At 39.4% G+C, this 13,896-nt stretch carries 9 protein-coding genes and 1 riboswitch; all 9 genes read left to right on the top strand.

The features are described 5' to 3' along the window. Positions 1–244 precede the first annotated feature (244 nt). The 9 genes from H0W62_12175 (at position 245) to H0W62_12135 (ending at position 13,854) form a co-directional block, all read left to right on the top strand. Positions 245–1,183, top strand: a complete 939-nt coding sequence (locus H0W62_12175) for a PorP/SprF family type IX secretion system membrane protein (GenBank protein MBA3649285.1) — start codon at positions 245–247, stop codon at positions 1,181–1,183. A 148-nt stretch (positions 1,184–1,331) separates the two neighbouring features. Further along, a complete protein-coding gene (locus tag H0W62_12170) occupies positions 1,332–2,600 on the top strand; it encodes an SUMF1/EgtB/PvdO family nonheme iron enzyme (protein ID MBA3649284.1) in 1,269 nt (422 codons plus the stop codon). A 43-nt stretch (positions 2,601–2,643) separates the two neighbouring features. Continuing rightward, positions 2,644–3,474 (top strand): gliding motility protein GldL, encoded by an 831-nt coding sequence (gene gldL, locus H0W62_12165; GenBank protein ID MBA3649283.1) that lies wholly within the window; start codon positions 2,644–2,646, stop codon positions 3,472–3,474. Positions 3,475–3,514: 40 nt separating this feature from the next. After that, positions 3,515–5,194: a hypothetical protein gene (locus H0W62_12160; GenBank protein MBA3649282.1), complete on the top strand. Its 1,680-nt coding sequence runs from the start codon at positions 3,515–3,517 to the stop codon at positions 5,192–5,194. Between the two features lie 38 nt (positions 5,195–5,232). Continuing rightward, positions 5,233–6,066, top strand: a complete 834-nt coding sequence (gene gldN, locus H0W62_12155) for a gliding motility protein GldN (GenBank protein ID MBA3649281.1) — start codon at positions 5,233–5,235, stop codon at positions 6,064–6,066. A gap of 163 nt (positions 6,067–6,229) precedes the next feature. Then, positions 6,230–6,335, top strand: a riboswitch (SAM riboswitch). 64 nt (positions 6,336–6,399) lie between these two features. After that, positions 6,400–7,401: a homocysteine S-methyltransferase family protein gene (locus H0W62_12150; protein ID MBA3649280.1), complete on the top strand. Its 1,002-nt coding sequence runs from the start codon at positions 6,400–6,402 to the stop codon at positions 7,399–7,401. 99 nt (positions 7,402–7,500) lie between these two features. After that, a complete protein-coding gene (metH, locus tag H0W62_12145; protein ID MBA3649279.1) occupies positions 7,501–10,206 on the top strand; it encodes a methionine synthase in 2,706 nt (901 codons plus the stop codon). Between the two features lie 44 nt (positions 10,207–10,250). Beyond that, a complete protein-coding gene (locus tag H0W62_12140) occupies positions 10,251–12,125 on the top strand; it encodes a PQQ-dependent sugar dehydrogenase (protein ID MBA3649278.1) in 1,875 nt (624 codons plus the stop codon). 124 nt (positions 12,126–12,249) lie between these two features. Next, complete coding sequence (locus H0W62_12135; protein ID MBA3649277.1) at positions 12,250–13,854, top strand: S8 family peptidase; 1,605 nt, start codon at positions 12,250–12,252, stop codon at positions 13,852–13,854. Positions 13,855–13,896: the final 42 nt, after the last annotated feature.

The raw sequence follows: 13,896 nt of genomic DNA, 5'->3' as shown, positions 1-13,896 counted from the left end.
AGGAGCCAAATAAAAATTCACAAGGAAACTCAATAGCGCAATACTTTGTTTTCTCAAATAATTGCTATTCACCTTCGTTTACAGTTAACCTTTGGTAAAAAGGAATAATAAGGTTTATCGATTTGTGAGTACTTCTGTTTTAGTACTTAGTCGAAATCATTGTGAACTGTAAGTTTAATGTCTTTAATTTACACGATTGGCTAGTATGAATTTGTACTGTAAAAGCATCTTATTATTATTGTTTTTGCAATTGGCTACCCGAGCGGTATCTGCCCAAAATGATCCTCAGTTTAGTCAATACTTTTTAAATCAAAGTGTTTTTAATCCGGGTTATAATGGTTTGGATAATGCTTTGAGTGCTACGGCCCAATTCAGAAGTCAATGGATGGGAATTGAAGGCCATCCATTTATTCAGGATATATCGGTTCACTCACCGGTACCCCTTTTGCATGGAGGATTAGGCATTCTTTTATTGAATGAAGAGGAAGGGGTGCTGCGCAATACTTTTGTAAGTGCAGGTTATGCTTATCATATCAGAACCAATGCAGGCACATTTTCTATTGGAGTCAGCGGAGGAGCAGTACAGTCATCTCTTGACGGATCAAAACTCAGAGCTCCGGATGGAAATTATATTGATGGAATAAATCACAATGATGATATACTTCCAGGCGTTATGGTGAGTGGAATAGGACCAGACTTTGCAGCAGGTATTTTTTTTGCAGGAAGAAAATTTACTGCAGGGATTTCTGCAAATCACCTCATACCTGTTGATATTAAGCTCGATGGCACAAATAGTAATCTTTCGATGATTTTCGCACGACAATATTATTTACAAGTAGCTTATTTTGCACCATTAGGAAATACAATCAGTATTCGGCCCTCTTTAATGGTGAAATCGAATGGATCCTATTTACAGGGGGAAGGTGATGTGGTATTAACCTATAACAATTTTCTTTGGTTTGGTGCAGGATTCAGAGGCTATAGCAATCAAACTTTGGATGCAATTATCGGAACTGTTGGAATACGAATTGGTGAAAATTTGCGTTTAGGATATTCTTATGATTATACTACTTCTTCGCTTAATTCCGTAAGCAATGGATCGCATGAAGTGGTCATTAATTACCGTGTAAATTTAATAAAGCCAGCAAAACCCGGAAAGATTATATACACGCCGCGATTTTAGATGATTAGACGCATGTCATAATTTTGTAAAATAGTATAAAAACAAGTTAAATATTGCAAGCTATTTTTCACAAGTAATTTTCAATTCGTAAAAACAGATTTTTTTATTTTTACCTCGTTCAGAAAATCTTCAAATTAATAATTGGATAATGTTGAAAAAACATAAATTTTTATTTTTAGGGTTGGTATTCCTGGCTGGATGCAAAGGCGGATACAATGGTCAACTGTTAGGCGAACTTAATAGACCTAAATGGAGCGTAACGGTTCCTTACGGCATGGTCTATGTTAAATCCGGTACATTAAATATTGGTCAGAGTGATGAGGATTATAATAATGCTCTAATTCAGCGCAGCAAAGCCATTACCGTTCAGGGATTTTTCATGGATCAGACAGAGATCACAAATAATAAATATCGTCAATTCGTTGACTGGGTTAAAGATTCTATCGCGCATAAATTGCTTGGTGGTGACTACCTGGTAAATGAAGGAGAAGCAAATGAACATATTAATTGGGATCGTAAAATTGATTATAAAGATGCCGCTAATGAAGACGCTTTAGCTCCACTTTATTACCCGGAAGAACAGAGTATCCTCGGACGAAAAGAAATTGATCCAAGGCAGTTGAATTATGTATATTATTGGATCGATTACAAAACGGCGGCTATGGATGAAAACCGTCATAATCCGGATTTCGACCGTACTACGGTAATTAAAGAGGAAGTAGTAAATGTTTATCCTGATACCCTTGCATGGGTTCATGATTTTGCATATTCCTATAATGAGCCAATGACCCGGAATTATTTCTGGCATCCGGCATTCGATAATTATCCTGTTGTTGGCGTTACCTGGAAGCAGGCCATGGCTTTTGGAAAGTGGAGATCACGCCTTTGGAATGATTACCGGACCAATAAGGGTGATGTTGCCAATGATGAATTTCGCTTACCTACCGAAGCAGAATGGGAATATGCTGCTCGCGGAGGTCATGAAAGCGCACCTTATCCATGGGGGGGTCCTTATATGAGAAATAAAAAAGGATGTCTTCTCGCTAACTTTAAACCGGGCCGGGGTGATTATTCTGACGATGGAGGTACTTACACTGTAAAAGCAGATGCTTATCTCCCAAATGATTACGGACTTTATAATATGACAGGAAATGTATCCGAATGGACATTGAGCGCTTTTTACGAAAATGCATACCAATTCGAACACGATTTAAATCCTGATATCCGCTACGATGCACAGGATAGTGATCCTGTTACCATGAAAAGAAAAGTGGTAAGAGGTGGCTCCTGGAAAGATATTGCTTATGAATGCCAGGTAGGTACCCGGAATTATGAGTATCAGGATTCTGATAAATGTTATCTCGGCTTTCGCGACGTTATTGATTTCCTTGGCAGATCGATAAGTGATAAGCAGTAATTGCCCTATTTTCTACAACACTAACTCAACAATAATTTTTAAAATGAATAAGATTTCGGCTTTTTTTGAAACAGACCGCGGAAAATATATTAAAAACCTAATTATCGGCGCCGGGGCATCTGTGGTGCTTATAGGTGCACTTGCCAAGCTGGAACACTGGGAAGTTGCAAACATGATGCTGATTATAGGAATGTGCACAGAAGCTTTTATTTTTCTGCTTCTAGGTATTATTCCGCCTCATAAGGATTATTACTGGGAGAAAATATACCCTGAGCTTGATGTTGCTCCGGATGAAGATGAACTGGAAATGCTGAAGGCTACCGCTCATCATGCACATCAGCCTTCCATGACCCAGCAACTGGATCAAATGATGACCCAGGCTCACGTAGAGCCTCAGCTCTTTCAGCGTCTGGGTGATAACCTCAAAAGATTAGGTGATCACATCGGGCAGTTAAAAGACCTTACAGATGCCTCCATGGCAACCAATGATTTTTCAGATAAGGCACGCCAGGCAGCAGCCTCCCTTGCAGATATGAAGGTGGCTTATACCAACGCCACGGAAGCAGCAAAGCTACTCTCCGCTACTTCCAATGATGCTAAAAACTATCAGCAACAGGTGCAGATGGTATCGAAAAACTTATCCCAGTTAAATGCACTTTATGAACTGGAGCTGCAGGACACCAATAGTCATCTTAAAACTATGAATAAGTTCTATGGTTCCCTGACAAATGCCATGAATAACCTTACGGAATCTGTAGAAGATACTAACCGGTATAGAAATGAAATGGCTGGTTTGGCGAAGAACCTTTCACAGCTAAATAATATTTATGGTAATATGCTTTCAGCAATGAGTTTGGGAAGTAACAATAAATAAGAATAAACGATATAACCCTTAAAAACAAAGAGGAGAAAGAATGGCTATTCCAAAGGAACCGAGACAGATCATGATTAACCTCATGTACTTAGTTCTGACCGCATTATTGGCACTTAACGTTTCTGCAGAAATCCTGCATGCATTTCACGTTGTAAACTCCGGGCTTGATGTATCTTCTGCTGCAATTGGCAGTAAAAATGAAAAAACATTTGATGCCTTTCAAAAGCAGATGGAAACAGATCCTTCCCGTACAAAACCTTTTTTAGATAAAGCGAACCAGGTAAAGTTGATGAGTAATTCCCTTTATGATTCCATTGAAGATTTGAAAAGACAAATTATAGATAAATCGGGGGGAATTAAAGACAGTAAAACAGGCAAAGCCCTTGACCTGAAATCGGCACCTTTATCCGCTTTAATGAAACAGGGAAACCTGGAAGATGATCGTAACCTGGAAGTGCCAACCAATATTATGATTAATAAGGGAAAAGGAAATCAGTTAAAAGACGAAATTACCAAGCTTCATGATGGGCTGCTGAATCTGGTTGCTGATCCTCAGTCGAAAAAAGAGCTTGAGAGTCAACTTCCATTAAGGGCTTCCGATTCACTAATGCAATCGGACGATGGTAGTTTAAAGACATGGTCCGAAATGAATTTTGAAATGGTTCCTACTATTGCAGCAATAACATTGCTTAACAAATTTCAGAATGATATCCGCACTTCAGAGGATCTGATGGTGCAGTATTTATTTAAACAGGTAAATGCAAAAACAGTTGTTGTGGACCGGATGCAGGCTGAAGTTATTGCACCTTCCAGCTATATAATGTCAGGTCAGCAATATAAGGCCGATATTTTTGTAGCTGCGTATAGTTCCACTGTAAACCCTGAAATTTATGTAGGGCCATTAAATAGCAACATTGCCAAAAGAGATGCTGATGGCAATTTTCCGGAACTCACTGTCAATCCTATTTCAGGAGGTGGTAAAAAGATAGACGTAGTGAACGGTATGGGAAAATATTCCGTGGTTGCAGGAGGAGAAGGGGTTCAGAAATATACAGGCGCTATAATGATATTAGGACCTGATGGTAAGCCAAGATATTATCCTTTTGAATCTGAATATCAGACTGCAAAAGGATCTGCCATTGTTTCTTCAGATAACTTAAACATTATTTACGCCGGCATCCCCAATCCTTTTTCTGTGTCTGTGCCCGGCTTTCCGTCCGATAAGGTCTTTGCAGCTGCTTCCTCCGGATCTTTTGCTAAATCCGGTTCCGGTAAATTCTCTGCCGAGATGCCCTCTTCTCTGGTAGGTCAAAAAATAAATATAAATGTAGGTGTGCAATTGGAAGGTGGCAACAGGCAAATAGGCTCTTCAGAGTTTCTCGTAAAGCGGATCCCTGATCCTGTAGCCCAGGTAAATGGAAAAGTCGATGGGGATATTTCTTCCGCCGAATTAAAAGTATCTGCAGGAGTCGGCGCTCAGCTAAAAGATTTTTATTTTAATGGAGTACGCTTTGATGTAACTTCATTTGATTGCATATTCATTCCAAAAAGGCAGGATCCAAAGATTGCAAATAACAGCGGTGCGAAATTTAATGGTAAGGTCGCTGATTTTATTCAAAATGCTCACCCGGGTGATGCAGTAATATTCAGGAATATTAAAGCCATTGGACCAGATAGGACTACAAGAAGCTTGAATAGTGTTTCCTTTCAAATCAAATGATCTTTATCTGAAAATAGCCTTACGCTTAAATAGAAATCATGAAAAAATTAAAATTGATTCAGTTAAATTTTTTGGTATTGGGTTGCCTGCTTGCTTCAGCTGCCAAAAGTCAATCAACGGAAGCCACACCGCGTGATTTGTTTTATGATAAGGTGACTACTGCTGAGAAAGAGGCCATCCCTTATCCTTATATAAATGAGTCGAATGTATTGTGGCAAAAAAGGGTGTGGAGAGTTATTGATGCTAAAGAAAAGATGAATTTTCCTTTCCGGTATGAAGGAAACGACTGGAAGGGAATGAAATCGTTAGTGATGATTCTACGGGAAGCAGCGATAAACGGTGAAATAACGGTATACAATGAGGATTACTTACAGACTCCGGAAACTCCTGCTGATGTGGATAAATTTGGAGCCGGTACGGATACCATAGCTATGAATGATCTGGAAGGAAACTTCAGCAGGGATACTGTAATTAAAAAAGAATTTGATCCAACAAGAGTGAGCAAATACCGTGTAAAAGAGGATTGGTTTATTGATAAACAAACTTCCCAGATGATGGTGCGGATTGAAGCTGTTGCGCCCTTATATTATGACGATCAGGCACAGATTGAAATTCCAATGTTTTGGGCATATTATCCTGATTGCAGAAGTGTGCTGGCAAAGCAGGAAGTTTTCAATCCAAAAAATGACGCCGTACGTTTAAGCTGGGACGATCTTTTTGAAATGCGGTATTTCAGCAGTTATATTATTAAAGAATCCAACGCACTGGATCGTCGTATCCAGGATTATACCAGTGGGGTAGACGCATTACGCGAGTCCGACCGGGTTAAACAGGAAATTATAGATAAGGAGCAAGACATGTGGTCCTATTAATTTTTATTTTCAGAATTGAAAACAGGCTGGCTAGCCTGTTTTTTTTGCTATAAGCTTTCTATCATTCAACAAATCCTGAAAGTTTTACTATTTTAATAAGAGTTTAATTAAACGCTTATTTAAGGGTATTGATAATTACTTTAAGGTACACTACCTTTGGCTTATCTTATCAAGAAAGACGGAGGGAATAGGCCCTGCGATGTCTTAGCAACCCATCCCGGTGGGTGCTAATTCCTAGCCAGTTGCACAGCAACCGGTAAAGATAAGTGGTCTGATAAATCACTTAGGCTTTCGTGATAAGATTGATAACAAAATTTTATACGAAAAGCCGTTATGCAACTTACACAAATCTTAGATCACAGAATCGTTATCCTCGATGGAGCAATGGGTACCATGATTCAGCGCTACAAATTAAATGAAGAAGACTACCGGGGAGATCGTTTCAGAAATTTTACCCACGATCTGAAAGGTAATAATGATCTCTTAAGCTTAACCAGGCCTGATATTATCCTTGAAATACATGAGGCTTATCTTGCGGCTGGCGCAGATATAATTGAGACGAATACTTTTAATGCCCAAAAGATTTCTCTCGCAGATTATAAAATGGAATTTCTTGCCTATGAGATAAATCTTGCTGCAGCAAAAATTGCAAAAGAAGCTGCACGAAAATATTCCGATATAACACCTGGCAGACCCCGGTTTGTAGCGGGTGCCATCGGTCCTACCAATAAAACAGCTTCTCTGTCTCCTGATGTTAATGATCCTGGGTTCAGAGCTGTCACCTTCGATCAGCTCGCAGAAGCATACAGAGAACAAATAAAAGGGCTTATTGATGGAGGTGCAGATTTGCTTTTGGTGGAAACCATTTTTGATACGTTAAACGCTAAAGCAGCTTTGTTTGCAATCAGAGACTACTTTGATGAAATAGGAAAAGAGTTGCCAATCATGGTTTCAGGAACTATTACTGATCAAAGTGGCAGGACATTAAGCGGACAGACACCTGAAGCCTTTTGGAACTCTATTGCTCATGCCGATCCACTCTCTGTTGGATTAAATTGTGCTTTGGGGGCCGGGCTTATGCGACCATATATAGAAGAGCTTTCCAATGTTGCCACAAGCTACATCAGTTGCTATCCTAATGCAGGGTTGCCAAATCAATTTGGTGAATATGATGAATCTCCGGAACACATGGCAACGGTATTAAAAGAGTTTGCAGAAGCCGGATTTATAAATATAATAGGGGGATGCTGCGGAACCACACCTGATCATATTCTTGCTATTGCTGATTCCGTAAAAGGTATAAAGCCACGAATGCTTCCTGTATTTGAATATTAAAAGAGTAAATAATATTATAACAAAGGATACAACTGTACAAATCAAATAATAATTTAACATTAAATAGGTAGCGCATTTAATGGTTAGGTGCTAATCGACATGGACGAAATTGACGAAGAAAAAAAAGTTATAAAACCTTATCTGCGCCTGAGTGGTCTCGAACCACTAACACTGACCCCTTCCACAAATTTTATAAATATCGGGGAACGTACCAATATTACCGGCTCCAAGGAATTTTCCAGGTTAATTCTATCAGGAAATTACGAAGCAGCTGTTGCCGTCGCATTGCAGCAAGTTCAAAATGGTGCACAGATAATTGATGTGAATATGGATGAAGGAATGCTGGATGGGAAAGAGGCTATGGTGAAATTCTTAAATCTTATTTCAGCAGAGCCGGACATTTCAAGGGTGCCTGTAATGATTGATTCATCTAAATGGGAAATTATTGAAGCAGGATTAAAATGTATTCAGGGAAAGGGAATAGTAAATTCTATTTCAATGAAGGAAGGCGAAGAAAAATTTCTTCAGCAGGCTAAAAAGGTAAAACGCTACGGCGCATCTGTAGTAGTCATGTGCTTCGATGAAAAAGGCCAGGCAGACACTTTTGAAAGAAGAATACAAATTGCCAAACGTTCCTATAACCTGTTAATAAAAAAGATTGGCTTTCCTCCGCAGGATATTATTATTGATCCAAACATACTTGCCATTGCAACTGGGATCGAAGAGCACAGCAATTACGCCATTGATTACATCCGCACTGTAAAATGGATAAAAGAAAATTTGCCTCACGCAAAAGTAAGCGGAGGAGTAAGCAATCTCTCCTTTTCTTTCCGCGGAAATAATACCGTGAGAGATGCCATGCATACTGCATTTCTTTATCACGCAGTGAAAGCGGGCATGGACATGGGAATTGTAAATGCCGGAATGATTGGAGTGTACGATGAAATTCCTAAAGACCTTCTGGAGGCAATTGAAGATGTATTATTTAACCGTAGGTCTGATGCAACCGAACGACTGGTGTCATTTGCTGAAACGATAAAACGAAAGGGCAAAAAGGTGGAGCAGGAGGATGAATGGAGGAAGCTCTCGGTGGAAGAGAGATTAAAGCATGCATTGGTAAAAGGAATTGTGGAATTTATTGAGCAGGATACAGAGGAAGCACGTCAAAAATATTCTGAACCAATAGAAGTAATAGAAGGGCCGCTTATGGATGGCATGAGCGTAGTCGGTGATTTATTTGGTTCAGGAAAAATGTTTTTGCCCCAGGTAGTAAAGAGTGCCCGCGTGATGAAGAAATCAGTTGCCTATTTAACTCCTTTCATAGAAGAAAGAAAATCGAAAATTAACCCCACTAAAGCTGGAAAAATTTTGCTGGCTACGGTTAAAGGAGATGTACATGATATAGGTAAAAATATAGTAGGGGTAGTACTTGCCTGTAACAATTATTCCATTATCGATCTGGGAGTTATGGTTTCATCTGAAAAAATTTTGGAGACCGCCCGAATGGAAAATGCAGATATTATTGGCCTGAGTGGATTAATCACTCCATCCCTTGATGAAATGGTGCACGTTGCGAAAGAGATGGAGCGATTGGGATTCACCACGCCCCTGCTTATTGGTGGCGCAACCACTTCACGAGTTCATGCGGCAGTTAAGATAGCCCCTAACTATTCAAGCGATACGGTACATGTCCTTGATGCCTCCAGGAGCGTTACGGTTGTAGGAAGTTTGCTGGGAAAAGAAACAAAAGCAAATTTTTCAAATAAAATCAAAGGGGAATATTCTGAATTGCGGGCTCAGTATTCCGGAAGGAAACAGGATAAAAAGTTTGTATCCATAGATTTTGCCCGAAAAAATAAGACCCGTATCGATTGGAATAATTATACTGCACCAAAACCTTCCTTTACCGGAATTAAAGCTTTTGAGGATTTTTCACTGGAGCTGATAAGGAAAAGAATAGATTGGACTCCTTTCTTTCAAACGTGGGAATTACATGGAAAATATCCGGCAATTTTTGAAGATAAAATAATTGGATCGGAAGCAAAAAAACTGTTTGATGATGCCAATACTTTGCTTGACACGGTAGTGAAAAATAAATCATTACGTGCTAAAGGAGTAATCGGTTTTTATCCTGCCGCAACAATTAATGACAATGATGTTCAGATTTATGATGCAGCAGGAAACGAAAAAACCTGTTTCCATTTCCTGCGCCAGCAGAATGAAAAAGCCCTAGCACAACAATATTTTTCTCTTGCAGATTTTATACGCCCGCTATCAGGTGATACCGGGGATTACATGGGATTTTTTGCTGTAACAGCGGGAATTGGAATTGAAAAATTAATTGAGGAATTTGAAAGCAATAATGATGATTATAATTCTATTTTGATCAAAGCAGTGGCAGACCGTCTTGCAGAAGGCTTTGCAGAAACGTTGCATGAGCTCGTGAGAAGAGAATATTGGGGTTATGCCAGAGAGGAAGCGCTTTCCACTGAAGAAATTATAAAAGAGGAGTACATTGGTATTCGACCGGCTCCCGGATATCCCGCTTGCCCTGATCATACTGAGAAAAGGTCATTGTTTGATTTGCTTAATGCAGAAAAAAATTGCGGGATAATTCTCACTGAAAATTTTGCAATGTATCCTGCATCCTCGGTAAGTGGATTCTATTTTTCTCATCCGCAATCAAAATATTTCGGAATAGGGAAAATTGCCCTGGACCAGGTAAAAGATTATGCAATGAGGAAAGGTGTGCCGGTGAAGTACGTTGAGAAATGGTTATCACCCAATCTATCTTACAATCCTTAATTTTTTTTTTCGTTAGTGCCACTAAAGAATTACCTATTCTTATTATGAAGAAATATTTACTCCTTATTGTTTGCATATGCTGTTGCAATAAATTGGTCCATTCGCAATCAACCATTAAGCTCATTCCTTTTTCTTTTGGTTACACTTCCCCGGTTGATATTGAAAATTGCGGCGACAGTCGTCTTTTTATTGTGCAAAAAGATGGATTTATATACGTCTGCGACTCCACAGGAAATAAAAAACCGGTTCCATTTTTAGATATACATTTAAGGATAAACAATTTAAATAGTGAACGCGGTTTATTAGGGCTTGCCTTTCATCCTGCTTATATAGTCAACGGAAAGTTTTTTGTTTATTATACTGAGAAAGATTCGGGCGCTCTTCGGATTTCAAGCTTTCAAACAGATTCCAATAATGTAAGTGTTGCAGACACTAACAGTGAGCAAATACTTATTCAGATTCCGCACTTCACTTTTACTAATCACAATGGAGGTTGCCTTAAGTTCGGCCATGATGGATACTTATATATAGGAACGGGCGATGGAGGATCCGCCGGTGACCCCTTTAATAATGCTCAAAATAAAAAAAGCTACCTGGGAAAAATGTTACGCCTTGATGTAAACCATGAACTTCCTTATACAATACCGTCTGATAATCCCTTTGTGCTTGACACCTCGGCATATCCGGAAATATGGGATCTTGGGTTACGAAACCCCTGGCGCTTCAGCTTTGATCACCTCACTGGCAACCTCTGGATCGGCGATGTAGGTCAGGATTTACTCGAGGAAGTGGATCTTGAAAAGGCTTTCTCAGCAGGTATGCTCAACTATGGATGGCGGTGCTACGAAGGCGATCACCCTTATAATTTATCGCTATGCAGTGGAGTGGCGAACGTCACATTTCCAATATATGAATACATGCATACTCCTATCCCTGATAGAAATTGTTCTATAACCGGAGGCTTTGTTTATCGCGGTGCGGAATATGGAAATTTATTCGGAAGATATATTTTTAATGATTACTGCAGCGGCAAGTTTTATACGTTATTCGAGGATGAAAATGGAGCATGGATCGAATCGCTGGTTAGTGATGATACGAGTTTTAATTTTGTCACCTTCGGCGAAGATCATTTGCAGGAGCTTTATACTGCGGGAATTATAAACGGAACCATTTACCATATTACCGATACCATTTGTGGTCCTACCGCTTTTATTATGGAAAGCATCTATTCAACGGTATGTGCAGGCGGTGTTCTGCACGCCTTGATTGATACCGGGTTCAAATATCAGTGGATGATCAATGGTGTGGATATCGCAGGCGCCATTACCGATTCCTACGCCACAATCAACGCAGGTGCCTATTCAGTGGCAGTATCCAATTCAAAAGGTTGCACTAATATTTCCAGTCCAATAACCGTAGTTGATAAGGCACTCATAAGCATATCAGGTTTAGATTCTTTTTACTGTACTTATCAAACTTCAATTTTGCTCACAGGAAGCCCTGAAGGAGGATTATTCTCAGGACCTGGCATTTCGGGAAATTTTTTTCAGCCTGATGAAGCGGGTATTGGCACGTTCACTATTTATTACAGTTATCAAAATGATGCTGGTTGCTATGCAATAGATTCAGAAATCGTGACGGTGGCTGAGTGCACCGGTATTGATGATAACCATTCTGAAAATATTAAGATATATCCGAATCCCGGCAATGGTATCTTTATTATTCAATTACCAAAAGGCATTACAACAGATGAATTAAGCGTATGGAATATTTCGGGGCAATTAGAAATTAAAATAATTCCCTCCTCTCCTGCACAAACTTTTAACCTCAATGCATCAGAATTACCCGATGGTATTTATTTCGTGGCTATAAAAAATAAAGACTCAGTTCACCGGCAAAAACTGGTAATCAGAAAGTGAAATTGATAATTTAAACCCTATTGTTAAGAGCATTTCTATGAATTTTACTTTTTATACCTCAAGAAAAATTTTCATATCATTTTTATTATTTCTTCCTTTTTATTCTTTTCAGAAATCTTATGCCATGAACCATATAGATGGCGATTTAATTGTAATGATGAAAAAGGATATAAAAGGCACCGACTTTATATCGGCGTATTCGACTTTCCAGGGTCGCGCTACGGAGTTAAGATTTTCGCAACTGCTATCAAAAAGAATGAACATATGGCTGCTGCACTTTAACAGCTCGATTATAAACGGAAACGCTTTACTGAGTGCAATAAAACATGATAACCGTGTTTTAAATGCTCAATTTAATTTCTTCGTTAAGCCACGAAATACTCCTGATGATCCGGATTTTAAGTTCCAATGGGGATTGTCAAACACAGGTCAATCTGTGCAAGGTATTACAGGTATTTCGGGTGCCGATATAAGTGCAGAAGATGCATGGGATCTAACTACAGGAGGCACCATGGCAAACGGTGCAACGATTGTAATAGCCATAGATGATGATGGCTTCGATCTTGCACACCAGGATATCCGGTTTTGGAAAAATGCTTATGAAATTCCTGATAACCAGGTTGATGATGATTCAAACGGGTATGTGGACGATTACGATGGATGGAATGCAGTTGATACTAATAACATAATAAGTAGTTCATCTCATGGTACAAAGGTAGCAGGCGTTGCAGGCGCAACCGGCAATAATGAAATTGGGATAACAGGTATGAATTGGAATGTTGAAATTATGCCTGTGATTGGGTTAGGAACTGAGGCGCAGGTTATAGCGAGTTACAGCTACATTTTGGAGATGCGTTTTTTATACAATCAATCTCAGGGAACAAAGGGCGCTTTGGTCGTTGCAGCAAATGCCTCATTGGGGCTTGGAGAATTTGGAGAAGACCCGGCGAACCATCCCTTGTGGTGTACAATGTACGACAGCATGGGAAGGGTAGGAATTTTAAACGTAGTAGCTACCAGCAATGCCAACGTAGATATAGATGTTGTAAATGATGTGCCTACCAGTTGTGCGAGTGATTGGCTTATTACAGTAACAAATACTACTTCAACCGATCAGAAATACCCGAGTGGTGCAGCCTGGGGTGACACAACAGTTGATTTGGGGGCACCTGGAACCAACATACTAAGTACGGATCAAAATAATGCTTATACCTATTCTACGGGTTGTTCTGTATCTGCACCCTTCGTTGCAGGTGCAGTCTCGTTACTTTATTCCCTGCAGTGCAATCAACTCGTTATTGATGCGCTAAACGATCCGTCAGGAACAGCACTGCGGATAAAAAAATTTATTTTGGAAGGAATTGATTCTATTGCCGATCTTAAAGATAAAACAGTAAGTGGTGGCCGGCTAAATGTAAACAGAAGCCTGGAGCATGAGGTAGCTTACTACAATTGCAATGTAGCGGTTCAGGAACCAGAACAGAAAAAGGAAAATGTAAGACTTTATCCAAACCCGGTTACTAATGATTTGTTTGTCCATTTAGAAGTCGCATCTCAGTCACCTTCTTTTATTTCCCTAACGGATATTTTTGGTCGGACCATTTTCTCGGAATTATTAAATTCAATAGACTCCAGGCTGAATCTTTCAAAAATTCCGAAAGGAATTTATGCTGTTACTATTAAAACCGATACTGGTATGGTACACACTTCTATAATCGTTAAAAATTGACTTATCTCTTTGTTCAGTTGTAGATTATTGTGCCATTCAACG

Source organism: Chitinophagales bacterium, from assembly GCA_013816805.1.
Classification (GTDB): domain Bacteria; phylum Bacteroidota; class Bacteroidia; order Chitinophagales; family UBA10324; genus MGR-bin340.
Note: the sequence above shows the minus strand (reverse complement) of the source record. Positions and strands in the feature narration are given on the sequence as shown.

Coding starts and splice junctions, on each gene's coding strand:
- gldN (MBA3649281.1), top strand. CDS start 5,233: ATGAAAAAATTAAAATTGATTCAGTTAAATTTTTTGGTATTGGGTTGC.
- H0W62_12140 (MBA3649278.1), top strand. CDS start 10,251: ATGAAGAAATATTTACTCCTTATTGTTTGCATATGCTGTTGCAATAAA.
- H0W62_12170 (MBA3649284.1), top strand. CDS start 1,332: ATGTTGAAAAAACATAAATTTTTATTTTTAGGGTTGGTATTCCTGGCT.
- H0W62_12150 (MBA3649280.1), top strand. CDS start 6,400: ATGCAACTTACACAAATCTTAGATCACAGAATCGTTATCCTCGATGGA.
- H0W62_12160 (MBA3649282.1), top strand. CDS start 3,515: ATGGCTATTCCAAAGGAACCGAGACAGATCATGATTAACCTCATGTAC.
- H0W62_12135 (MBA3649277.1), top strand. CDS start 12,250: ATGAACCATATAGATGGCGATTTAATTGTAATGATGAAAAAGGATATA.
- gldL (MBA3649283.1), top strand. CDS start 2,644: ATGAATAAGATTTCGGCTTTTTTTGAAACAGACCGCGGAAAATATATT.
- metH (MBA3649279.1), top strand. CDS start 7,501: ATGGACGAAATTGACGAAGAAAAAAAAGTTATAAAACCTTATCTGCGC.